This is a genomic window from Nitratidesulfovibrio oxamicus, assembly GCF_015731765.1.
GTDB classification, from domain to species: Bacteria; Desulfobacterota; Desulfovibrionia; order Desulfovibrionales; family Desulfovibrionaceae; genus Cupidesulfovibrio; species Cupidesulfovibrio oxamicus.
On the sequence record NZ_VRYY01000553.1, the window covers coordinates 1 to 1391 of the forward strand.

The following is a 1391-nucleotide window of genomic DNA, read 5'->3' on the forward strand; positions in this document are numbered from 1 at the left end:
AGGTCGCGGGCCAGCGCGGCCCAGAACGGGGCGTTGGGGCGCTTTTCCGGCTCGCTGGCCCCCAGGAACAGCCCCACCCGCTGCGCGTCGCGCCCGTGATGCTGCGGGGCAGGCCAGTCGGTGCCGCGTATGCGGCGGTGGGGCACGCAGTCCAGCGCGTTCAGGTCGGCCCAGTGGAACAGGTTGTGCCGGTTGTTGTGCACCAGCGAGGTCCGGTACAACTGCCAGCGCCCGTGCACGTAGGTGGTCCGGGCGTTTTGCCGCCCCGTGCCCGCATCTGCCAGACGAGGGCCGAAATGCGCGTCGGCATGCAGTTGCCCGGCCAGTGCGGCGGCCTCTGGCCGGTGGCTGAGGTTGATCACCTGATGATAACGGTTCCGGCGCAGTCGTTCCGCCGCGCAGTAAGGAAAGAATACCGCCTCCGGCCCGATGGGCATGAGCCCCTTGAAGAATTTCTCCTCTCCCACCACCCACAGCGGACGGCGCGGGTGTTCCGCCCGCAGCCACGCCAGCAGCGGAAACGTCAGCACCAGGTCGCCCATGCGCTGCATCTGCAACACCAGAACGGGCGCATCTGCCGCCCAGTCCGTGGGTGCGTTGACGGAAGCGGGCGCGGTGGCGGGTGCCGGGGGCGTGGGGGCGGTGGTCATGACCGTGGTGTGGGCCTTGGTATGGATGACGGTTGGGGCGTTGGCACGGGCGGGTGCGGCTATCTGGCGCGGGCCGGGCCGAAGATGCGGCGCATGTGGTCCAGCAGCGAGCGCAGTCGGTGTTCGTAGGTGTGCTGGGCCAGAATGCGCCTGCGCGCGGCGGCCACCACGCGGGCACGATCTTCCGGGTGGTCCAGGTAACGGCGCAGCAGGTCGTCGGCCTCTTCCGGCTCCGCGTAGCAGACCACTTCGCTTCCCGGTTCGAACAGGTTCTCGATCTGGTCGCGCCAGTCGGTGAGCACGAACGACCCGGTGGCGGGCACGTCGAACACCCGCTGGTTCACCGCGCCCTTCATCTGCTTGCTGGTGCAGTTGAAGTTGATCTCCGACAGGGGGTAGAACGCGGGCAGTTCCCTGTAATAGTTGATTTCCGGGTGCAACCGCCATCCCGCGGGCGCGGTGCGGAACACCTTGCGCCAGCCCTTGTCGCCCACGATCAGCGGAGCGAAGGGCAGGGTGCGCGCCACGCAGGCGGCGCGGTACTGGCGGGTGGCCTCCCAGGTGAGCATGGTCTCGTAGGACAGCCGACGTTCGGCGTCGCCCATGCCGTCGCGCCCGCTTACCGGATCCAGCCCCCCCAGCCCTTCATACACGGCGGCAAGGTGCGGCTGGTGCGCCCGCAGGTAGGCCCCCACGGACCGCTCGCCGTGCGCGCCGAAGCTCGCCGCCACCTCGCGGTAC

Annotated in this window: 2 protein-coding genes; both read right to left on the bottom strand. The window is 69.4% G+C overall.

Annotation, left to right across the window (positions count from 1 at the left end):
* Window positions 1-650 (bottom strand): glycosyltransferase family 9 protein (locus FVW20_RS15485; protein WP_372435010.1); only part of this gene is annotated, 650 nt, incomplete at its 3' end.
* Between the two features lie 59 nt (window positions 651-709).
* On the bottom strand, window positions 710-1391 hold a 682-nt coding region (locus FVW20_RS15490), incomplete at its 5' end, for a glycosyltransferase family protein (RefSeq protein WP_196610308.1).